16 protein-coding genes and 3 pseudogenes are annotated in these 21,427 nt (G+C 58.9%); 9 read left to right on the forward strand and 10 right to left on the reverse strand.

Annotation, left to right across the window (positions count from 1 at the left end; genetic code table 11):
* The first annotated feature begins 6 nt into the window (after nt 1-6).
* The 4 genes and pseudogenes from AU509_RS08430 (at nt 7) to tldD (ending at nt 7,495) form a co-directional block, all read left to right on the forward strand.
* Nucleotides 7-600, forward strand: coding sequence for a Maf family protein (locus AU509_RS08430; RefSeq protein ID WP_094118127.1), 594 nt, complete (start codon nt 7-9; stop codon nt 598-600).
* A complete protein-coding gene (gene rng, locus AU509_RS08435; RefSeq protein WP_085652996.1) occupies nt 590-2,059 on the forward strand; it encodes a ribonuclease G in 1,470 nt (489 codons plus the stop codon). The genes AU509_RS08430 and rng overlap by 11 nt, the downstream gene beginning before the upstream one ends.
* Nucleotides 2,060-2,176: 117 nt before the next feature.
* Nucleotides 2,177-6,003, forward strand: a pseudogene (gene yhdP, locus AU509_RS08440) (AsmA2 domain-containing protein YhdP).
* 46 nt (nt 6,004-6,049) lie between these two features.
* A complete protein-coding gene (gene tldD / locus AU509_RS08445; RefSeq protein WP_094118128.1) occupies nt 6,050-7,495 on the forward strand; it encodes a metalloprotease TldD in 1,446 nt (481 codons plus the stop codon).
* Between the two features lie 64 nt (nt 7,496-7,559).
* Here tldD and aaeR read toward each other — a convergent pair.
* Nucleotides 7,560-8,468, reverse strand: a pseudogene (gene aaeR / locus AU509_RS08450) (HTH-type transcriptional activator AaeR); the annotation flags it as partial.
* A gap of 316 nt (nt 8,469-8,784) precedes the next feature.
* On the opposite strand from aaeR, the gene aaeX reads away from it, so the two are divergent.
* From aaeX to AU509_RS08470, 4 genes are all read left to right on the forward strand, one after another.
* The gene (gene aaeX / locus AU509_RS08455) at nt 8,785-8,988 is read left to right on the forward strand and encodes a p-hydroxybenzoic acid efflux pump operon protein AaeX (RefSeq protein WP_085651086.1); all 204 of its coding nucleotides are present in this window, start codon (nt 8,785-8,787) and stop codon (nt 8,986-8,988) included.
* A 7-nt stretch (nt 8,989-8,995) separates the two neighbouring features.
* Entirely contained in the window at nt 8,996-9,943 is a 948-nt protein-coding gene (aaeA, locus tag AU509_RS08460; protein ID WP_244201004.1) for a p-hydroxybenzoic acid efflux pump subunit AaeA, read from the forward strand.
* 9 nt (nt 9,944-9,952) lie between these two features.
* Nucleotides 9,953-11,911: a p-hydroxybenzoic acid efflux pump subunit AaeB gene (aaeB, locus tag AU509_RS08465; RefSeq protein WP_094118130.1), complete on the forward strand. Its 1,959-nt coding sequence runs from the start codon at nt 9,953-9,955 to the stop codon at nt 11,909-11,911.
* Nucleotides 11,912-12,053: 142 nt separating this feature from the next.
* Nucleotides 12,054-12,686: a LysE family translocator gene (locus tag AU509_RS08470; protein ID WP_085651083.1), complete on the forward strand. Its 633-nt coding sequence runs from the start codon at nt 12,054-12,056 to the stop codon at nt 12,684-12,686.
* A 50-nt stretch (nt 12,687-12,736) separates the two neighbouring features.
* Here AU509_RS08470 and yjgA read toward each other — a convergent pair whose 3' ends face one another.
* Entirely contained in the window at nt 12,737-13,288 is a 552-nt protein-coding gene (gene yjgA / locus AU509_RS08475; protein WP_085651082.1) for a ribosome biogenesis factor YjgA, read from the reverse strand.
* Between the two features lie 191 nt (nt 13,289-13,479).
* Between yjgA and pmbA the strand changes: the two are divergent.
* Nucleotides 13,480-14,819 (forward strand): annotated as a pseudogene (gene pmbA / locus AU509_RS08480) (metalloprotease PmbA).
* 47 nt (nt 14,820-14,866) lie between these two features.
* Here the strand turns inward: pmbA and phnP are convergent.
* From phnP to phnH, 8 genes are read right to left on the reverse strand one after another with little or no spacing between them, the layout of a single operon-like run.
* On the reverse strand, nt 14,867-15,640 hold the full coding sequence (gene phnP, locus AU509_RS08485) for a phosphonate metabolism protein PhnP (protein ID WP_094118131.1): 774 nt from the start codon (nt 15,638-15,640) through the stop codon (nt 14,867-14,869).
* Nucleotides 15,630-16,193 carry a ribose 1,5-bisphosphokinase gene (phnN, locus tag AU509_RS08490; RefSeq protein WP_094118132.1) on the reverse strand — a complete coding sequence of 188 codons (564 nt, stop codon included), beginning with the start codon at nt 16,191-16,193 and terminating at the stop codon, nt 15,630-15,632. Before phnN ends, phnP begins: the two co-directional genes overlap by 11 nt.
* Nucleotide 16,194: 1 nt before the next feature.
* A complete protein-coding gene (gene phnM, locus AU509_RS08495) occupies nt 16,195-17,331 on the reverse strand; it encodes an alpha-D-ribose 1-methylphosphonate 5-triphosphate diphosphatase (protein WP_094118133.1) in 1,137 nt (378 codons plus the stop codon).
* On the reverse strand, nt 17,318-18,037 hold the full coding sequence (gene phnL / locus AU509_RS08500; RefSeq protein WP_094118134.1) for a phosphonate C-P lyase system protein PhnL: 720 nt from the start codon (nt 18,035-18,037) through the stop codon (nt 17,318-17,320). Before phnL ends, phnM begins: the two co-directional genes overlap by 14 nt.
* Before the next feature lie 28 nt (nt 18,038-18,065).
* Nucleotides 18,066-18,860 carry a phosphonate C-P lyase system protein PhnK gene (gene phnK, locus AU509_RS08505; protein ID WP_094118135.1) on the reverse strand — a complete coding sequence of 265 codons (795 nt, stop codon included), beginning with the start codon at nt 18,858-18,860 and terminating at the stop codon, nt 18,066-18,068.
* On the reverse strand, nt 18,844-19,728 hold the full coding sequence (locus AU509_RS08510; RefSeq protein ID WP_094118136.1) for an alpha-D-ribose 1-methylphosphonate 5-phosphate C-P-lyase PhnJ: 885 nt from the start codon (nt 19,726-19,728) through the stop codon (nt 18,844-18,846). Before AU509_RS08510 ends, phnK begins: the two co-directional genes overlap by 17 nt.
* A complete protein-coding gene (locus tag AU509_RS08515; protein WP_094118137.1) occupies nt 19,718-20,824 on the reverse strand; it encodes a carbon-phosphorus lyase complex subunit PhnI in 1,107 nt (368 codons plus the stop codon). The genes AU509_RS08510 and AU509_RS08515 overlap by 11 nt, the downstream gene beginning before the upstream one ends.
* Nucleotides 20,824-21,426 (reverse strand): phosphonate C-P lyase system protein PhnH, encoded by a 603-nt coding sequence (phnH, locus tag AU509_RS08520; RefSeq protein WP_094118138.1) that lies wholly within the window; start codon nt 21,424-21,426, stop codon nt 20,824-20,826. Before phnH ends, AU509_RS08515 begins: the two co-directional genes overlap by 1 nt.
* Between the last annotated feature and the right edge of the window lies 1 nt (nt 21,427).

Raw genomic sequence — 21,427 nt, forward strand, 5'->3', positions numbered from 1 at the left:
TCGTGCATGACAGCACTGTATTTGGCGTCAACGTCTCCCCGGCGTAAGACCCTTCTGGGGATGCTGGAGATCCCGTTCGTGACGCTGACGGCTGAAGTGGAAGAGCAGAGACGGCCTGACGAAACGCCGGAGCATTACGTGAGCCGTCTGGCGCAGGATAAAGCGGCGGCCGGTGTGGCCGTGGCGCCGGAAGATCTTCCTGTGCTCGGTGCGGACACCATCGTGGTGCTGGAAGGCGACGTGCTGGAAAAACCGCGCGATGAGGCGCATGCCGCCGAGATGCTGCGGGCGTTGTCCGGCCGTCGGCATCAGGTGATGACGGCCATCGCACTGGCCGATAAAGAGAAAACATTAAGTCAACGTGTGGTCACCGAAGTGGTTTTTCGGCGGCTCTCAGAACAGGATATCGTTAGCTATATTGCCAGCGGTGAACCCATGGATAAAGCCGGCGCCTATGGTATCCAGGGCAAAGGCGGGTGCTTCGTGAAATCCATCGCCGGGAGTTACCACGCCGTTGTGGGACTGCCGCTGGTGGAAACCCTTGACTTGTTCAGCCGATTTGCCGAACTGCGTACAGCAAGAGGAACCCATGACAGCTGAGTTACTGGTAAACATTACACCGTCAGAAACGCGCGTCGCTTACATTGATAACGGCACGATGCAGGAAATTCACATCGAGCGTGAAGCCAAGCGCGGCATCGTCGGCAACATCTATAAAGGGCGGGTCAGCCGCGTGCTGCCCGGCATGCAGGCGGCGTTTGTCGATATTGGTCTGGATAAGGCCGCTTTTCTGCACGCTTCCGATATCATGCCGCACACCGAATGCGTGGCGGGCGATGAACAGAAAAATTTCCACGTTCGCGACATCGCTGAGCTGGTGCGTCAGGGGCAGGATCTCATGGTGCAGGTGGTCAAAGACCCCTTGGGCACCAAAGGCGCGCGCCTGACGACGGATATCACGCTGCCTTCGCGCTATCTGGTATTTATGCCGGGCGCCTCGCATGTCGGTGTCTCCCAGCGTATCGAAAGCGAAACCGAGCGCGAGCGACTCAAGCATATCGTGTCCGCCTACTGCGATGAACAGGGCGGCTTCATTATTCGTACCGCCGCTGAAGGCGTGGGCGAACAGGAGCTGACGGAAGATGCGGCGTTCCTGAAGCGCCTGTGGGGCAAGGTGATGGAGCGTAAGAAACGCAATAAAACCCGCTGCCAGCTGTATGGCGAACTGGCGTTGGCCCAGCGTATCCTGAGGGATTTCGCCGGCGCGGAGCTGGATCGCATTCGCGTCGACTCCAAGCTGACCTTTGATTCGCTGGTAGAATTCACCTCGGAATACATTCCCGAGATGGCCAGCAAACTGGAGCTTCATGCGGGTAAACAGCCGATTTTCGATCTGTACGACGTGGAAAACGAAATACAGCGCGCGCTGGATCGCAAGGTGGAACTGAAGTCGGGCGGCTATCTGATCATCGATCAGACCGAGGCGATGACCACGATTGATATCAACACCGGCGCTTTCGTCGGGCATCGCAATCTGGACGAAACCATCTTCAATACCAATATCGAAGCGACGCAGGCGATTGCCCGCCAGCTGCGACTGCGTAATCTGGGCGGCATCATCATCATCGACTTCATCGATATGAGCAACGAAGACCACCGTCGGCGCGTGCTGCATTCGCTGGAGCAGGCGCTCAGTAAAGATCGGGTAAAAACCAGTATTAGCGGCTTCTCTCAACTAGGATTAGTGGAGATGACCCGTAAACGTACCCGTGAGAGTATTGAGCACGTATTGTGCAGCGGCTGTCCTACCTGCCATGGTCGCGGTACGGTGAAAACGGTTGAGACCGTCTGCTACGAAATCCTGCGCGAAATTGTGCGCGTTCATCACGCCTACGATTCAGACCGCTTCCTGGTTTATGCCTCGCCGCGCGTCGGCGAAGCGCTGAAAGGCGAAGAGTCCCATGCGCTGGCCGAGGTGGAAGTGTTTGTCGCAAAACAGGTCAAAGTCCAGATCGAACCCCTGTACAGTCAGGAGCAGTTCGACGTGGTGATGATGTAATACAGACGGCGTGTGGATGCCGGCGGCAAGCGATAGTAGAAAACGGATAGTCGATGTGATGTGGATATGGCGCTTCCGCCCGCTCTGCAGCCGGTGACAAAAAACAAGGAGACATGCGTGAGGCGACTGCCCGGAATAGTACTTGCGACGGGAGCCACCCTTATTGTACTGGTTGCGCTGGCGGTCAGTGGGCTGAGGCTCGTCATGCCGCATCTGGACGAATTCAGGCCACGCTTGGTGGCCTGGGCGCAGTCTGTTTCCGGGATTCCGATAGAGGTTGCCGGCCTTAACGGCACTTGGGAGCCGTTCGGCCCTACGCTGGAAATTAACCACATCCGCATTCAGCATCCGGATGCCGACTGGCAGTCGGAACGCGTCACGCTGGCGCTGGATGTATGGCAATCGTTGCTTCACCTGCGCTGGCAGTTCCGCGATCTCACCTTCTATCAGATGCGGCTGGACATCAAACATCCCCTGCAATTTTCGCAAAAAAACAACGACAGCGGTTGGCAGGCGAACCAGGTGACCGACCTGTTTCTGCGTCAGCTCGACCACTTTGATCTGCGCGACAGCCACATTACCTTTCTGACGCCCTCCGGCCCGCGCGCCGAACTGTTTATTCCCCAACTGACCTGGCTGAACGGCCACAACCGCCATCGCGCCGAAGGCCAAATCAGCTTGTCGAGTTTTAACGGACAGCACGGCGTCGTGCAAATGCGCATGGACTTGCAGGATGATCAGGGATGGCTGAATGACGGCACCCTCTATCTGCAAGCCGATGATATCGATATGAAGCCCTGGCTGAGCCGCTGGTTGCGCAACAACACCGGTCTGGAGAACGCGGACTTCAGTCTGGCGACCTGGCTGCATGTGCGTAACGGCGAGATCGCCGGGGGCGATATTCTGCTCAATGAAGGCACGGCGGGCTGGCGCGATGGCAAAGAGACCCACCGCATCAGCGTCGACAACATGATGTTGCAGGCCAACCGGCAGGATAACGGCTGGCAGCTGACTATCCCGGCGTTGAAGGTCGCGACGGACGGGCAGGCCTGGCCACAGGCGGCGATCTCTGCGCTGTGGTTGCCGGCCGATAAGCCGGTTGAGGGCGAAGCGTTACAGGGCGAACTGCGCGTGCGCAGCGGCAATCTGGCGCTGGAGCGCTTTACGCCGCTGCTGCCCTTGCTCTCTTCCGCCATGCCTGAGCTGAAAACACGCTGGCAGGCGTTGCAGCCGAAGGGCCAGTTGACGACGCTGGCGCTGGATATTCCGCTGGCGACGCCGCAGGACAGCCGCTTTCAGGTCGGTTGGCAGGATGTCAGCTGGCAGCCCTGGCAGATGCTGCCGGGCGTTGACCACTTTTCCGGCACGGTCAGCGGGAGCGTGGGAAGCGGTGAGGTGCATCTTCAGTTGCATCAGAGCACGTTGCCCTATCCGGGCATGTTCCGCGCGCCGCTGGAAATGGAGAAAGTGGAAGGGAACCTGCACTGGCGAAGCGACGATCAAGGCTGGTCGCTGTGGTCGAAAGGCTTGGACGTGCAGGCCAAATCGCTGTGGGTCAACGGCGATTTTGACTACCACCATCCCGCCAAGGGCGAGCCGCAGTTAAATATTCTCGCCGGGCTGCGTTTAAGCGATGGCGCGGAGGCATGGCGCTACTATCCCGAACACTTTATGGGAAAAAGTCTGGTCAATTACCTCAGCCAGGCGGTGCAGGGGGGCTCGGTAGACAACGGCACCCTGATTTTTGCGGGGAACCCCTCGAACTTCCCCTTTACGCATCATGACGGACAATTTCAGGTATGGGTGCCGCTGAAAAACGCCAAATTCGGTTTCCAACCCGGCTGGCCTGCGCTAAACAGTGACAATATCACTCTGAACTTCCTGAATAACGGTCTGTGGATGAATGCGCCGCTGGCGCGGCTCGGCAACGTCGAAGGCCGCAACATAAACGCCGCGATCCCCAACTATCAGCAGGAGCTGTTGCTCATCGACGGCGACCTGAGCGGCAGCGGCAAAGATGTGAGTGATTACTTCATGCAGACGCCGCTGAAATCCACATTGGGGACCGCGCTCCAGCAGTTACAGGTCGGCGGCAACGTGGCCAGCACACTGCATCTGTCCATCCCGCTGAACGGTAAGCTGGTACGGGCGAGCGGCGAGGTGACGATGAACAACAACAGCCTGCTCATCAAACCGCTGGGCGCCACGCTGCGCCAGCTCACCGGCCGCTTTAGCTACGACAATGGCAATTTGAAGAGTGAACCGTTGCAGGCCACCGTGTTCGGGCAACCGCTGACCGCCAGTTTCACCACGGAAGAGCAGGCAAACGCATTCAAGATTAACGTGGACCTGCATGGGAACGTACAGCCGGCTCGGCTACCCGGTTTGCCTGCTGACGTCGTGAGCGCGCTGGGCGGCAACGCGTCCTGGAAAACCCAGGTGGGCGTCACGTTGCCGCACAAGGGCGGCGCAACCTATGACGTGAGCGCACAGGCCGACCTAAAAGAAGTAAGCAGTCACTTACCTTCACCGCTTAACAAGGCGGCGGGCAAGGCGCTGCCGGTACAGCTGAACGCCAAAGGCGACCTGCGCGGCTTTACCGTTCAGGCGTGCTCGCCAAAAGTCAGCGATTCAACAGTCGCTGGTTGCTGAAAAGACACTCGGTGGTCCTGGCTCAGGCGGTCTGGCAGGACGGCGGTAAGAATGCCCCTGCGTTGACCGGCGAAGACGGCGTCACGCTACATCTGCCAGCGCTTGACGGCGAACGCTGGCTGGGCCTGCTGTCCGGTGCGAAGTCCGCGATGGGATCGGGGGGGAGTGGATTCTCGTTGCCAGAGCGTATCACCGTGACGACGCCGCAGTTGACGCTGGCGGGCCAGCAGTGGCGCGATCTGGCGTTGAGCGCGTATCCCACGGCGGGCGGCACAGCGGTGACGGCGCGCGGCCGCGAGATCGACGGACGCCTGGAGATCCCGCGTACCGGCGTATGGCGAAGCGACATTCGCTATCTTTACTACAATCCTCAATGGTCCGGGAGCGCGTCTCCTTCGACGTCGGGCAAAGCCGCAGCGCCCTTTACCCTCACCAATGAAACCTTTGCCGGATGGCCGACGTTACAGGTGAACTGCAACGAATGTTGGGCGATGGGACAGAATCTGGGCCGGATTCAGGCGTTAGTCGTACCGGAGAGAAACAAGATTTCGATTCGTGGCGGGCTGGTGGATGACGGCAAGGCGCGTTTGACCCTCAACGGCACCTGGCAACAGGCTGAGGGCGGAAGCCGCACCTCGCTGAAAGGCGTGCTGTCGGGCGATAGCCTGACGGAAAGCGCCGAGTGGCTGGGTATTTCCACGCCGCTGCGGGGTGAGTCCTTCAACATCGATTATGACCTCTACTGGCGTGGCGAACCGTGGTCTCCGGACCTGCCCACGCTGAGCGGCATTTTGCAGACCCGCCTGGGCAAAGGGGAAATCACCAGCGCGAGCAGCGGGTCGGCCGGGCAGCTGCTGCGCTTGATCAGCTTCGATGCGCTGCTGCGCAAATTGCAGTTCGATTTCAGCGATACCTTTAACAAAGGCTTCTACTTCGACAGTATCCGCAGCTCGGCCTGGATTAAGTCCGGCGTGCTGCATACGGACAATCTGCTGGTCGATGGACTGGAGGCGGACATCGCCATGAGCGGCGATGTCGATCTGGTGAAACGGCAGATCAACATGGAAGCCACGATCGCGCCGGAGCTTTCCGGTACGGTCGGGGTGGCGGCGGCTTTTGTGGTGAATCCGGTCGTTGGCGCGGCGGTGTTCGCCGCCAGCAAAGTGTTGGCGCCGTTGTGGAATAAATTTTCCCTGATTCGTTACCACATTTCCGGTAGTGTGGATCAACCGAAGATTCAGGAAGTTCTGCGCGAAAAGCAGAAAGCCCGCGCGGCGACATCCGGCCAGTAAGGGCGGCATGTTTATCTGATTACCTTGACATGAAGAGTGACATTCTATGAGTCTGACGTTAGTCAGTGAGCAATTACTCACAGCCAACAAGCTGAGCCTGAACGATTTAAATACGATTCTGGAGACGCTGAATGAGCGTCGTCTGGACTATGCCGATCTCTATTTCCAATCCAGCTACCATGAGTCCTGGGTATTGGAAGATCGTATCATCAAAGACGGTTCCTACCACATCGATCAGGGCGTCGGGATCCGGGCCGTTAGCGGCGAGAAAACCGGTTTCGCCTATGCCGACCAAATCACGTTGAATGCGTTGCAACAGAGCGCGCAGGCGGCCCGCAGCATCGTAAGAGAGCAGGGTAACGGCGCTGTGCATGCATTGGGCGAGTCGGCGCATCGCGCGCTGTATCCAAGCCAAAATCCTTTGGATAGCCTGACTCGGGAAGAGAAAATCGCTCTGTTGCAGCGTGTGGATGCGACGGCCCGCGCGGAAGATGTCCGCGTGCAGGAAGTCAGCGCCAGCCTGACCGGCGTGTATGAGCTGGTGCTGGTGGCGGCCACGGATGGCACGCTGGCCGCGGATATTCGCCCGCTGGTGCGTTTGTCCGTCAGCGTGCTGGTGGAACAGGACGGCAAGCGTGAACGTGGCTCAAGCGGCGGCGGCGCGCGTACCGGTTACGACTACTTCTGGCAGTTGGTGGAAGGCGAAGCGCGAGCGGAAGCTTGGGCGAAAGAAGCCGTTCGTATGGCGCTGATTAATATCTCCGCGGTGGCGGCGCCCGCGGGTTCAATGCCTGTCGTGCTGGGTGCCGGCTGGCCGGGCGTGCTGCTGCACGAAGCGGTCGGTCACGGTCTGGAAGGCGACTTCAACCGTCGAGGAACCTCCGTGTTCAGCGGTCAGGTCGGCAATCTGGTGGCCTCAGAGCTGTGTACTGTGGTGGACGATGGGACGATGGAAGGTCGTCGCGGCTCACTGGCGATGGACGATGAAGGCGTACCGGGTCAGTACAACGTGCTGATCGAGAACGGCGTGTTAAAGGGTTACATGCAGGACAAGCTCAACGCGCGCCTGATGGGCGTCGCGCCGACCGGCAACGGTCGCCGTGAGTCCTATGCGCATCTGCCGATGCCGCGTATGACCAATACCTACATGCTGGACGGGAAGTCGACGCCGGAAGAGATCATCGCCAGCGTCGACTACGGCCTGTATGCGCCGAACTTCGGCGGCGGTCAGGTGGATATCACCTCCGGCAAATTTGTGTTCTCCACGTCGGAAGCCTATCTGATCGAAAAAGGCCGCATCACCAAGCCGGTCAAAGGCGCGACGCTGATTGGCTCAGGTATTGAAGCCATGCAGCAAATCTCGATGGTGGGCAACGATCTGTCGCTGGATATGGGCGTCGGGGTCTGCGGTAAAGAAGGCCAGAGTCTGCCGGTCGGCGTCGGTCAGCCCACGTTGAAACTGGACAGCCTGACGGTGGGCGGTACGGCTTAATTCCCACCGATCTTCTCCGTCGTCGTGACGTGCTATCAGGCGCCGACGGCGGAGGATTCTCCTGGCGATACCCTTGATAGGTCAGCGCCACCTTTTTGAAGTACTCCATCAGATAATTAATGCACACCTGCACCTTTAGCGGCAGATGGTCTTTGCGCGTATATAAGGCATAGACCGGACGCGGATCGGAATGGTAGTGGGCAAACAGAATTTCAACTTCACCGCGCTTAATCTCCTCAAAGACCCACATTAGCGGCACATATGAAATCCCCGCGCCGTGCTTGAGCCAGCGGATCAGCGTCTGGGAATCATTGGTGGCGAACCGCCCCTGCGGCTTCAGCCGCGTCGTTAATCCCTCCGGCGAGATCAGGTCAAATTCGCTATCAGGCCGCACGCTGTATTCCAACCAGGAAAAGTTATCGATGTCGGACAGTTTCTCCGGCGCGCCGTTCTGCGACAGGTAGCTTTTGGCGGCGCAAACCACCATCGGCATCGACCCCAGACGGGTGGAAAACAGGCTCGAGTCCTGCAGCGCTCCCACGCGAATCACGATATCCAGACCGTCGGCGATCAGGTCCGGCGCGGGGATGCCGCTGACCAGATTGACGGACAGCCCCGGATACTCTTTCAACATTTCCGCCGTCATCGTCGCCAGTACGTTCTGAGCCATGGTGGAGGTGCTGCCGATACGCAGCGTGCCGATCGGCGTGTTGGTAAACGCATACAGCTGATCGTGGACTTCATGCGCTTCGACCAACATGCGACGGCAGCCGTGGTAATAGATTTTTCCGGCCTCGGTCAGCCCGATGCTGCGCGTACTGCGGTTTAGCAGCTTCACCTGCAACGCATTTTCCAGCTTGGTCACCGTTTGACTGACGGCGGAGACGCTCATTTTCAGCTGCCGCGCGGCGGAGGTAAATGAACCGAACTCCACCACTTTGGCGAAGATGGTCATGCTTTTTAGTCGTTCCATTATTAAGCCTGGCTTAAAAGTGATTTAGATCACACTGGGTAGATAAGGTCATAATAAACATCCATAATGAAGTGTGTCTAAACAGGAAGCGCGGTGTTCCCCTCGCAGTGCTTCTGTCTTTGTTACCTCTATGAATGAAAAAGTAAGCGCTTCATCATACCGATCATTCGTTACGTATGTTCTTCATTATTGTTATCAGTCTTGCTGTGTCTTCCCCCGCTTGCAGTCAATGACTGCGGGCGGAGGTTTTTTTGGGTTATTTGCTATGCTGCTTACAGGGTGTATTGCGCATTAGAGTGAGAGAGATAAGAAAAAGATGAATTCGCTTCCGGTCATGGTCCTGTTCGGCCTCTCGTTCCCGCCGGTATTTTTTGTCCTGCTGGTATCGCTGGCGCTGTTTTATATCTGTATCCGTCTGCTACAGCCGACCGGGATCTATGATGTTGTTTGGCATCCCGCGCTGTTCAACACCGCGCTGTTCTGCTGTCTGTTTTATCTGCTGTTCCGTTTCGGTCTTTGAGGTCGTTGTGAATACATCCGCGCTGACAATTTATCTGAAAAAATTTGCTCGTATCGCGATCACGCTCGCCCTGGTCTTATTGGCACTGGTGGCGATCGTGCGCGTATGGGCTTTCTACACCGAATCGCCCTGGACCCGAGACGCGCGATTCACCGCCGATATCGTCGCTATCGCGCCCGATGTCAGCGGACTGCTGACCGCCGTCAACGTCCACGATAACCAACAGGTGAATAAGGGCGACATCCTGTTTGAAGTCGACAGGCCTCGCTATCAGCAGGCGCTGGCTGAAGCGCAGGCGAATGTCGACTACTACCAATCGCTGGTGGTTGAGAAAAAACGGGAAGCGGGCCGCCGTCAGAAGCTCGGGACGCAGGCGCTGTCGCGGGAAGAGATCGAACAGTACGGCAATACCCTGGAGACAACGCAGCATCAGCTGGCGCAGGCGCAGGCCGCGCTCGAACTGGCCCGGCTCGATCTGGATCGCACTGTGGTCCGCGCGCCGTCGGATGGCTGGGTGACCAACCTGAATTTGCAGGTCGGTGAATTCATCACGCGCGGCGCGACCGTGGTCGCGCTCGTGAAAAAAGATTCCTATTACCTGTGGGCGTACATGGAAGAGACTAAGCTCGGCGGCGTTCGTCCTGGCTTGCGGGTGGAAATCACGCCGCTCGGCAGCAACCGAATTTTGTACGGCACGGTGGATAGCGTGGCGTCGGCGGTCACCAACAGCAATATCACCACTGACAGCAGCGGTTTGGCGACGGTCGACTCCAATCTGGAGTGGGTCCGGTTGGCGCAGCGGGTGCCGGTAAAAATTCGGCTGGACCAGCAAATGGGTAATCTTTACCCGGCAGGCACCACCGCGACGGTCGTGGTCACAGGGGAAAAAACGGAGCATACGAAATCAATGTCGCCGATGTTGAAACTGATGCACCGGCTGCGCGAGTTCGGGTAAGGCACCGTCATGTTCAATTTTCCCGGATTCATCCGGCTACGATTTGCCTTCAAGCTGAGTTTTGCGATCCTGCTCTCGCTCATGCTCGGTTTCTATATGCAACTGGAAACCCCGCGCTGGGCGGTGCTGACCGCCGCGATCGTGGCCGCCGGGCCCGCTTTCGCCGCTGGCGGGGAGCCGTTTTCGGGCGCCATTCGCTATCGTGGGCTGCTGCGTATTCTGGGAACGTTTATCGGTTGTATTGGGGCGCTGGTCATTATTGTCAGTACGGCGCGGGCGCCGGTCGTGATGCTGATGCTGAGCTGCCTGTGGGCGGGCGCCTGCGTGTGGATTTCCTCGCTGGTGCGGGTGGAAAACTCCTACGCTTTTGGGCTGGCGGGCTACACCGCGCTGATTATCGTCGTGACGACGCAGAGCACGCCGCTTCAGGCGCCGCAGTTCGCCGTCGAACGGTGCAGCGAGATCGTGCTCGGCATCATGTGCGCCATCCTGGCGGATCTGCTGTTCTCTCCGCGATCTATTAAACAAGATATCGATCGAGCGATGAAAGCGCTGCTGTTGGATCAGTTCCAGCTGTTGCAACGTTGCGTGTCCGGCGCATCGAAAGAGGATCTGGATGCTCACTGGCACGCGCTGGTGCGTAACACCCAATCGCTGAATGGCATGCGCAGCCAGCTGCGCGTCGAGTCGTCCCGCTGGCAGCCCAGCAATCTGCGTCTCAAAAGCATGGTGACCCAGTCCTGGCTGATGATCACCCAAGCCTGCGAAACCTATCTGATTCTGCAAGACAGCGAAGCGCCGATCAACGGCGCGCTGTCTGTGCTGCTGGAGCAGCCTGTCACGACGCCGGAAGAAGGTCGTCAGCGGTTACGGCAGCTGCGTTATCTGGTAGCCGTCAACGGCGCCAGTCTGCCGCCGTCGCTTGTCGGCTGGGTCGTGACGGCGACGCGTTACCATCTCCTGATGCGGGGCGTACAGAACAACGGCCGCATCAACCGTATTGAGGCGGATGCGCTGACGGCGGATGTGGCGGTGAAAGCCACGTCCGCAGAGACTCATCACGCGATGATCAACGGGGTGCGTACTTGGGCGGCCACGACGCTGGGGTGCCTGTTCTGGCTGGCGACGGGATGGAACTCCGGCAGCGTCTGTATGGTGATGCTCGCCGTCGTGACCGCGCTGGCGATGCGTCTGCCCAATCCGAAAATGATGGCAAAGGATTTTCTGGTCGGGACGCTGTTCGCGCTGCCGCTGGGATCGTTCATGTTTATGCTGGTGCTGCCCGCCACTCAGCAGAGTCAGCTGCTGCTGTGTCTGAGCCTCGGCCTCATGGCCTTTTTTATTGGTATCGAAGTGCAGAAACGACGGCTGGGATCGCTGGCGTCGTTAGCCACCACCATCAATATTCTGGTGCTGGATAATCCGATGACCTTCGATCTCGCGCAGTTTCTGGATAGCGCCATCGGACAAATCATCGGCTGCTTCCTGGCTTATCTCGTTATTCTGCTGATTCGGGACAACTCCCTGGCCTGGACAGGACGGACGCTGATGAACCGCTTCGTTTTCGGTGCGGTATCGGCGTTGAACACGTGTCAGGAGCGGCGGCAAGACAACTATCTGCCCGCGCTTTATCAATACCTGTTTCTGCTGCTGAACCGCTTTCCAGGCGATATCGCCAAGTATCGTCTGGCGTTGTCGCTGATCATCGCGCATCAGGGGCTACGGCAACTGGATATCCCCGTCAGCGAAACGCTGGTGGCTCATCACCGGCAGTTGCGGGCGACGGCGGGACGGGTAATCAAGGCGAAGCAGGATACGGTGCGCAGCCGCTACTTCACGCAGTTGCTGGAGGAAATGGACGCGTATCAGCAGGCTTTGCTGGACCATCGGGTCGCGGAAAAAACGATCGCCTCGGTCAGCCGCTTGATCGCCTTACTGCGGCGAAATCAGAATGCGTTTATCGGCTAACGACGCTGCCGAAGCGGCTTCTCGCCGTCCCGCTATCTCTGTTTGGGCGGACGGTGTAGTATTTCTCCACCCCTTTTTTTGACTTCATTCACCGTAACGTGCGTGGCGACACGCGCAGCTGACGTACAGGTAACGACGTATTATGACTTTGCACCTTTGGTTAGTTTACACCGGCGTGATCGTGGCGCTGATCGCCATTCCCGGCCCGTCTGCGCTCATCAGCATGACGCATGGTCTGCGTTATGGACAACGACGTGCTATTGCCACTATCGCAGGCGGGGCGTGTGCCGCGTTGCTGCTGATGACCGGCTCTGCGCTCGGACTGGGGGCGATCCTCGCGGCGTCGACGACGGCGTTTATGCTGCTGAAGGTGGTGGGCGCGGCTTATCTTATCTGGCTGGGGATTTCGGCGTGGCGAGCAAAAACCGGCCCGGTGACGGAAACCGAAAGCGTCGCGCTGCCGGTCGATGAACCCGGCGCATTCACGCTGTTCAGACGCGGTTTCACGGTGGGCATCAGCAATCCCAAAGATCTGCTGTTCTTCGCGGCGTTGTTTCCTAACTTCATCGACACCAGCGTACCGCAGGCAAGTCAGTTTGCACTGCTGGCGCTGACCTGGACGGTGTTGGATTGCAGCATCATGTTCTGTTACGCCTGCATGGGAAAACGCGTGTCTTCCCTGTTTGCGCACCCGAAACGTCTGCGGTTGTTCAACCGCGCGTCCGGTTCACTGTTTATTTTTGCGGGCACTGCGCTGGCGGCATCAGCCAAGTAGCGATAGGGCGGACCGGCGGCGAGGAGTACGCCAGCTGCCGGTCAGGACTTTCACGCTTGGGCTTCGGCCAGCTCGCGCAGATATTGATACAGCTGGCGAGATGATTTCGGGGGTTTGTTGGCTGCTTTCTCTTTCTGAGCGTTACGCAGCAATGAGCGCAGCTGTTGGCGATCGGCCTGAGGATAAAGCGTCAGTACGTCGCTCATGGCGTCGTCGCCTTCCTCCAGCAGACGGTCACGCAGTTGCTCCAGCTTATGGAACAGCGCGACCTGTTGGTTATGACGGTTCTTCAACTTATCCAGCGCCAGCTGAATCGGTTCCGGATCGCGTGCGCGCAGCATTTTGCCGATCAGCTGCAGCTGACGTCGGCGACCTTCTTTCTTGATGCGCTGAGCCAGCTCGACGGCGGCCAGCAGCTCTTCATCCAGTGGGATGCGTTCGAGGGCATTTTTCCCCAGGGCGACCAGTTCCGCTCCAAGATCTTTCAGGGCTTCAGCATCGCGTTTGATTTCGCTCTTGCTGACCCAGATAATTTCGTCGTCGTCTTCTTCCTGGCTGGTAGGCGGGACGTCGTCCTGCCAGTCTTCGGGGTGTTTATTCATGCGTGGTTTCCTCAAAAAGAGGCCGATCCTATCAGGTTATGGCTTGCTGCGAAATTGTCGGCAGATCCTGTTAGACTCAAGGATATCACGCTACCTCTTTATTACGCAGAGGTATGGCACGAATCGCGTGCAGACGCGCCTCGTGACCGCCTACATTATCAGGATGTTTTCTTACTCATGATGGCGAATCAATGACAATTATCACTCAGGTTGCAGAGCAGCGAAAAACGCTGGAACAGGCAGTGGCGCAGGCGCTGGAGTTGGCCCGCGCCGGTTCGGATGCCGCGGAAGTCGCGGTGACCAAGACCACGGGGATCGGCGTCAGCACCCGCTATGGCGAGGTGGAAAACGTTGAATTCAATAGCGACGGCGCGTTAGGCATTACCGTCTACCATCAGCAGCGCAAAGGCAGTGCGTCCTCGACGGACCTCAGTCCGGAGGCGATTGCCCGTACCGTGCAGGCCGCGCTGGATATCGCGCGATACACCTCGGTTGATCCCTTCGCCGGTCCGGCGGATGAAGCCCTGCTGGCGTTTGATGCGCCGGATCTGGATCTGTTTCATCCTGCCGAGTTGGATGCGGAGCGCGGCATCGAGCTGGCGGCCCGCGCGGAGCAGAGCGCGTTGCAGGCGGATGACCGCATCACCAATACGGAAGGCGGCAGCTTCAACAGCTACTACGGCGTGAAGGTCTTCGGCAATAGCACGGCATGTTGCAAAGCTACTGCTCCAGCCGCCACTCCATGTCCAGCTGTGTGATCGCCGGCGAAGGCGGCAACATGCAGCGCGATTACGCCTATACCATCGGACGCGCGCTGGACGATCTGAAAACGCCGGAGTGGGTCGGTCAGGAGTGCGCACGCCGGACGCTGTCCCGACTGGCGCCGCGTAAGCTGTCCACCATGCAGGCGCCGGTGATGTTCGGCGCGGAGGTCGCGACCGGCCTGTTCGGTCATCTGGTGGGTGCCATCAGCGGCAGCAGCGTTTATCGCAAATCCACCTTCCTGCTGGATCAGCTGGGCCAGCAGATCCTGCCCGAGTGGCTGACGATTAGCGAGTTGCCGCATTTGCGCAAAGGGCTGGCGTCCACGCCGTTCGACAGCGAAGGGGTTCGCACGCAGGAGCGCGATATTGTGAAAGACGGCGTGCTCCAAACCTGGCTGATGACCTCTTATGCAGCGCGCAAACTGGGGATGCAGAGCACCGGTCATGCGGGCGGCATTCACAACTGGCGTATTGCCGGACGCGGTCTGGACTTCGACGGCATGCTGCGTGAAATGGGAACCGGGCTGCTGGTGACCGAACTGATGGGACAGGGCGTTAGCGGCGTGACGGGCGACTATTCGCGCGGCGCGGCCGGTTTCTGGGTGGAGAACGGTCAGATCCAGTACCCCGTCAGCGAAATCACCATCGCGGGCAATCTGAAAGACATGCTGCGTAATATCGTCACCGTAGGCGACGATATTGAAACCCGCAGTAACATCCAATGTGGTTCGGTCCTGCTGCCGGCCATGAAGATCGCCGGGGCGTAATCCCCGAAGCACGCGGCGCTGTTTGCGTCGCGTGTTCCCCCCTACCTCTACAGTTTCAGCCTCAGCCCGTCGTACGCCGCATGCACATGCTTTGGCAGCGGGTGCTTCCGCAGCCAGCGATCCAGTGAATGACCGATATGCGTCAGGTACATTTTTCCCGGTTTTAACCGTTCGAAGATGCTCAACGCGAGGGTCAAATCGTTATGATTTCTGGGAGGCGTGGGCTGCGGTGGCTCGCTGCAGTCGAGTACCAGATAATCCACCGGCCGTCCGGCCAGAAAACGCTCGGTGTCCTCCGGCAGCCCCACGGTATCCGTGAGGTAGGCCAGCGAGGCGTATTGCGTCTGAAACAGGTAGCCATAGGTGATTCTGGAGTGGCGCAGCGGCAGCGGCGTGGTCGCCACACGGCCGAACAGTCTCGTGTCGAAGGGCGTCAGCGGAGGCTGGAATTGCAGCATGCCGGGGTGCTGGTACAGATCGTCGCAGCCATCGGGATCGGGCGGCCCGAACACCGGTATCGCTTCGCCGCAGCCCCAGCGCAGCGGGAATAGTCCCTGAACGTGGTCCATGTGGTAATGGGTGAGCAGAAAGCGCTGAATCTCCCCGGCGCTAAAGCGGTTGTCCAGATCGGGCAAGCCCGCGTCGATCAGCGTCATTTCCCCGTGGTCGATCAGCGCGGCGCAGCAGGCGCGCCGTCGCCGTTGCGGAGACGAGCGTGCGCTCTGGCACACCACGCAATCACAGCCGAAGGCCGGAACCTGCTGCGCGCCGCCGGTGCCCAGAAAATGAAATATCGACGTGTGACGCGTCTCATCCGACATTCTCTTTTCTCTCCGTTTGTGACAGCAACTGCCAGAATCGCGCCAGCGTCTGGGGCAACGGACCGTCGTTATGCAGTAAGGCGCAGTCTGACGGCAAATTGCGCTGCTGTTCCTGCGCCCGCAATAGTCGCGCTTCGATCTGACTCGTATTTTCCCGTCCGCGCGTCAGCAGCCGTTGACGCAGGATCGGGGGCGATACCGCCAGACAAAGTGGAAACAGCCGCGCGCCGTAACGCTGTTGCGCCTGTTTCAGGTAAGCCCGTGAGCCGTTGACGACCACATCCAGATCGCGTTCCAGCCACAGATCGATCTCGATGCCGATGGCGTAGTGGTTATGATGCGCCTGCCAGTGCAGCGCGAACAGGCCGTGACGACACCGTTGGCCAAACTCGTTGTCCGTGAGCGAAACGTGGTTTTCTCCGGGCAGACCGGCAGGCCGGGTGATGTAGCGGTGTGCGACCAGCAGGCGTTGCGGCGAGCTGGCGCGTATCGCATCCAGCAGACTGTCCTTTCCCGCGCCCGAAGGCCCTATCAAATAGATCAGTCTGCTCATATCAGAATACCTGCTCGCCTTGCCGCCATACCCGTTGCAGCGTGATCTGCGGGCCATGACGATGGACCAGAACCAGATCGGCGCGCTTCCCTTCGGCGATCACCCCCCGATCGTTCAGCCGCAGCGCCTGCGCCGGATTGCGGCTAACCAATGCGATAGCCTGAGGCAAGTCGTACTCGTTGCGCTCGTCTTCTGCTATCAGAAACGCGGCTTCCAGCAGGCTGGCCGGATAGTAGTCCGAAGAGAGGATATCCAGCAAACCGGCTTCCGCCAGCTGATGCGCGGCCACGTTGCCGGAGTGTGAGCCGCCGCAGATGATGTTCGGCGCCCCCATCAGCACATGCATACCGACCTGATGGGCTGCTTGGGCGGCGATCTCCGTCGTGGGAAATTCGGCGATCGCCACGCCGTGACGATAGGCGTCCATCACGTGTTCTTCCGCCGCATCATCGTGGCTGGCCATCGTGATCCCTTTGGCCCGGCATAGACTGACGATGTCTTCACGGTTGGACAGGGACCAGCGCTGCGAGCCTTCAATCTGTTCCGCTTCAAACTGCGCCATTTGCTCATCGTTGAGGTGGTATTTGCCTTTGTAATACTCGTGGTACTTCTCCCGCGAGGCGAACTGCCGCTGCCCCGGCGAGTGATCCATCAATGACGCCAGCGCGACCGGCGGCAGATCGCACAGTTGTTCAAACAGCGGCAGCGTCTCCTTATGCGGCAGTTCGCAGCGCAGATGCAGCAAATGCTCCGCCCGGTTGAGGCCCGCTTTCTGCGTCTCGACCACCGTATCGGTCATCTTGCGCAGGTTGTCGAGCCGGTGGCCGCCGTCCCGGACATCGCCGACGGCGAGCGCGTCTAATACTGTGGTGATCCCGCTGGAGATTATCGCGGCGTCGTGCGCGCGCATGGCGGACGTCGGCGGCCAGCTGACGCCGGGACGCGGGGTGAAAAATTTGTCGAGGTTGTCGGTATGTAGCTCAATCAGTCCGGGGATCAGCCACGCGCCGCCGCCGTCCACAGCTCCGGGTAAACGGCTCGGCGCATTGCTGATGTGCTGAATCACACCCTGATGAACCGATAACGATCCGTTGATGACCTCGTCCGATAACACCATTCGTACATTATTGATGATCATAGGATCCCTCCTCATGAGGCGCGGTGACGGGCATGGCATAGATGCGGTCAGACACGCGCGCGCGAACCTCTTCGTCATGGAAAATACCGACAATGGCCGCGCCTCTCGCTTTGGCCTGAATGATGGACTCCGTGACGGCATCGCGATTGACCGCATCCAGCGAGGCGGTCGGCTCATCCAGCAGCAGAATGGGATAGTCGCCGATAAGCCCGCGGGCGATATTCACGCGCTGCTGTTCGCCGCCGGAGAACGTCGCTGGCGCCAGCGACCACAGTCGCTCGGGCACATTCAACCGAGTCAGTAACTCACCGGCGCGGATTTCGCTTTCCTGACGCGAAATACCCCGTTCCAGCAGCGGTTGGATGACGGCGCTTAGGGTGCTGATGCGCGGAATGACCCGCAAGAACTGGCTGACCCAGCCGATCGTGTGTCGACGCACATCGAGGATGTAGCGCGCGTCGGCCGACACCATATCCACCCAGCCATCCTGGTGGCGCGCGTAGATGTGGCCGCTATCCGGCTGATAGTTGCCGTAGAGTGAACGCAGCAGCGTAGATTTTCCGCTGCCGGAATGGCCGTGGAGGGCGATGCACTCACCGCTTCTCACCTCCAGATTGATGTCTCTGAAAACCGGCAGACGAGCGCCCTGCTGGTTATGCAGTACGAAAGTTTTACTCACATGTTCGATGCGTAGGCGAATATCCATTAAAGGCGCCTCCTGGGGGGTTGGTCTGCTAGAGGATGGATGACACCAGCAGTTGGGTATAAGGATGATGAGGATCGTCCAGCACGCGGTCGGTCAATCCCTGTTCGACGACCTGTCCTTGTTTCATGACCAACAGCCGATGGGATAGTAGGCGCGCTACGCCCAGATCGTGGGTAACGATGACGACGGCCAGCTGCATGTCCGTCACCAGCGTACGCAGCAGGTCCAGCAGGCGAGCCTGCACCGAAACATCCAGTCCGCCGGTCGGCTCATCCATAAAAATGAGACGCGGCGAGGTCACCAGATTGCGGGCGATTTGCAGACGCTGCTGCATCCCGCCGGAGAAGGTGGTCGGCAGATCGTCCATGCGTTCTGCAGGCAACTCGACGTTGTTCATCCAGCGCGCGGCCGTCTCGCGAATGTGGCCGTAATGGCGCTCGCCGATGGCCATCAGGCGTTCGCCGATATTGCCGCCGGCGGAGACCGCTGGCCGCAGCCCCAGCAGCGGATGCTGCCAGACCACGCCCCATTCTGTACGTATCAGCGCCCGACGCCGACGCTCGCTGATGTCATAAATCGACAACGCCTGTTGCTGGCGATCCCGGTAGGTGACGCAGCCTTGTTGCGGCGCCAGACGGGCGGAAATCGCGTTCAGCAGGGTGGTTTTTCCTGAACCAGACTCTCCGACGATCCCCAGAACCTCACCCGGCCAGAGCTGGAATGAGACGTTCTGGAATCCTTTGCCCGGCGCATACAGATGGGTGAGGGTATCGACTGACAACAGCGGACCGTCGTCCTTACGGTAGTTATTGCGTGTTTTCATGCGCTTTCTCCTGATGGTCCCGTTGCTGCTGGCAATAGTCGGTGTCCGAGCAGACAAACATGCGGCTGCCCGCATCATCGATGACGACTTCGTCCAAAAAGCTGTCATGAGAGCCGCAGATAGCGCAGGGCTCGTCCCACTGCTGCACGGTGAAGGGATGATCGTCGAAGTCGAGGCTTTCGACTGGGGTATAAGGGGGAACCGCATAAATGCGTTTTTCGCGTCCGGCGCCGAACAGTTGCAGGGCCGGCATCATGTGCATTTTGGGATTATCGAATTTGGGGATAGGAGAAGGGTCCATCACGTAGCGCTGATTGACCTTGACCGGATAGGCGTACGTGGTGGCGATGTGTCCGTAGCGCGCGATGTCCTCATACAACTTGACCTGCATGACACCGTACTCTTCCAGCGCATGCATTTTTTGGGTCTCCGTCTCCCTCGGCTCGATAAATCGGAGCGGCTCTGGAATCGGTACCTGGTAGACGATGATCTGGTCTTCCTTCAGCGGCGTCTCCGGTATTCGATGGCGGGTCTGAACGATGGTCGCCTCCGCCGTCTTTTCCGTTGTTTCAACGCTGGCAACATTGCGGAAGAAGTGGCGGATAGAGACGGCGTTGGTCGTATCGTCGGCCCCCTGGTCGATGACTTTGAGAACGTCGTCCGGCCCGATGATGCTGGCGGTAATCTGAATACCGCCGGTCCCCCATCCGTAAGGCATTGGCATCTCCCGGCTGCCGAAGGGCACCTGATGGCCGGGAATGGCGATAGCTTTAAGGATGGCGCGACGGATCATGCCTTTGGTGCCTTCATCCAGATAGGCGAAATTATAGGCGGTTTGTTCTGCATCTTCAGAAGCGTTAGTCGTCATGATGTTGGTCTTCCTGCGTGGATGAATACTCCTGTCGCAGACGCTTGAGGAGTTCCAGTTCTGATTGAAAATCGACGTAATGGGGAAGTTTCAGGTGAGAGACAAAACCGGCCGCTTCGACATTGTCGACATGAGACAGAACAAACTCTTCATCCTGCGCCGGGCCCTGAATTTCTTCGTGACAGTCGGCGGCCTGTAGCGCACGGTCCGCAAGGGCGACGGTAATCGCTTTGCGTTCGGCTCGCCCAAAGGTCAGCCCATAGCCGCGGGTGAAGTGCGGGGCCTGTTCCGTGGGTTTAATGAAACCATTGACGGTCTCGCACTCCGTCACCAGGATGTCGCCGATTTCCACCGCCATATCCACTTCCTGAATGAACATCACGACCGTGACCAGGCCTGTGCGGATTTCGCCAACAAAAGGGTGATTGCGGCCATAGCCGCGCTGGGTGGAGTACCCCAGCGACAGCAAAAAACCCTCATCGCCGCGGATCAGTTGCTGTAGTCGCGCCGAACGCGAACACGGATAGTTTGGCGGATTAAGGGTGATATCCTCCGGCTCTTCGTCGCGTTCGTCCACCGGCGGCACCAGCCCCTGCTGTGTCAGGAAGTGAAACGCATGAGGAACGGTGTCTTCGGCAGGCTCCTCATCCTGTGTTTCCGGCGCTGTCGGGGCGGTTGGCGGTTGGCCCTCCGCCAACAGCGTGAAGTCCAGCAGCCGATGGGTATAGTCGTAAGTCGGCCCCAAGAGTTGCCCGCCTGGAAGATCTTTAAAGATCGCGGAAATGCGCCTTTCCAGACGCATGGATGCCGTAGCCAGCGGTTCGCTCACCCCCCAGCGAGGCAGGGTGGAACGGTAGGCGCGCAGCAGAAAAATCGCTTCGACGAGATCGCCGCTAGCCTGCTTGATCGACAGCGCAGCCAGCTCGCGATCGTAGATATTGCCTTCGGTCATGACGCGGTCGACCGCCAGGCCGAGCTGCTGTTCTATCTGTTCACAGCTCAGCTCCGGGATCGTCGGCTGACCGCGTCGACGACAGGCTTGAAGTTGGTGTGCGGCTTCAATGGCTTTTTCACCGCCCTTCACTGCAACATACATCAGCACTCCTCCACTCGAGTGGTTCTGGGTATAGCGAGCAGCTTCTTGCCGGAGGTGAACAGAAAATCGAGACCCATCGGGAAAGGATGTGGCCGCTCGCAGAGATAGCGCCGTATCGCGCTGGGAAGATGCGGGGAGATGATTTTGACGTTATTTACGCCCGGGCCGCTTAGCTTGAGCAATCTCCCGTTGTTCAGTCCATCCACTTCCAGAATGATGGTGGCTGATTTCTCCGGCTCGACTTCGTTTCCGCACGGGAAACACATCAAATCGTGTTGGATAGGTCGACTATCGAACGTGTTGGTTTTCCCGTTCAACAGAACGAAATACGCTTCTGCGGCATTGGAAGTGATCGGCACATTGGTGTGTAAACACAGCGTTCTCAGCAGGAGTGGATTACTGATATTCCGGTCGATGAACAGCGGCGTTTTGTGGCTGCTCAGCGTCAACAGCACGGCGATGGTCGATGAAGAAATATTGTTCAGTCCCTCAATCCCGGGAACGGTCACAGTCACCCCGGGTTCGCTCATCGCTTTGACGATTTTTCTGAAGCAGGCCTGAGTCCCGAATACCGGATTGGCGAATCCATTCAACATGTCCATG

Source organism: Lonsdalea britannica, assembly GCF_002111595.1.
Classification (GTDB): Bacteria; Pseudomonadota; Gammaproteobacteria; order Enterobacterales; family Enterobacteriaceae; genus Lonsdalea; species Lonsdalea britannica.